Here is a 718-nt window from a genome sequence, read left to right on the forward strand (position 1 = left end):
TGCTGCCGTGGCCGGAACGCCGGCATTAACCTTATACGGTGCGACAGACACAGCGCTGATTGGCACCTATGGCAAACATCAGCAGCATCTGGTCAGCGATTTTAACTGCGCCCCATGTTACAAACGCAAATGCCCTTTACCCGCCTCACGCAATGGCGAACCCGTCTGCATGACCGAAATGACACCGGAAATGGTTTGGCATGGACTGCAACCGCTTTTAGCCGCACAATAACCGCTTTCCCTAATCAATAATTCAAACGTTATGAAAAATGCATTCCCGGATTTTCGGCAGGCCAATGTTGTTGTCGTTGGTGATTTGATGCTGGACCGTTTCTATTTCGGCAAAACCAAACGCATCTCACCCGAAGCGCCGGTGCCGGTGGTCAATATTGAACGTTTGGAAGATATTCCGGGCGGGGCCGCCAATGTCGCAATGAATATTGCTTCGCTGGGTGCTAAATGCAGCCTGTCAGGCATTACCGGTCAGGATGAAGCCGCTCAGGTTTTAGAAGAACGACTGCGTTCTGTCAGTATCGAATGTGCGTTTCATCAAACCACACAGCATCCCACCATCATAAAATCCCGCATTATCAGTGCGCATCAGCAACTGTTGCGGATGGATTTTGAAAGCCGATTTACCATCGAAAGCTGTGAAGGTATGGCCGACAGAGTCGCACCATTGCTGGTTAATGGCGGGGTGATGATCCTGTCGGATTAG

Annotated in this window: 2 protein-coding genes; both read left to right on the forward strand. The window is 50.6% G+C overall.

Going from position 1 to position 718, the window contains the following annotated elements; translation table 11 throughout:
• A partial coding sequence (locus tag B3O33_RS08000; RefSeq protein ID WP_292363359.1) for a glycosyltransferase family 9 protein occupies positions 1-232 on the forward strand: 232 nt, incomplete at its 5' end.
• A 30-nt stretch (positions 233-262) separates the two neighbouring features.
• Entirely contained in the window at positions 263-718 is a 456-nt protein-coding gene (locus B3O33_RS08005) for a PfkB family carbohydrate kinase (protein ID WP_349676309.1), read from the forward strand.

It is taken from the genome of Methylophaga sp. UBA1464 (assembly GCF_002325665.1).
Classification (GTDB): domain Bacteria; phylum Pseudomonadota; class Gammaproteobacteria; order Nitrosococcales; family Methylophagaceae; genus Methylophaga.

What these genes read in the sequence shown, in the direction of transcription:
- B3O33_RS08005 (WP_349676309.1), top strand. Translation starts at nt 263, where the DNA reads ATGAAAAATGCATTCCCGGATTTTCGGCAGGCCAATGTTGTTGTCGTT.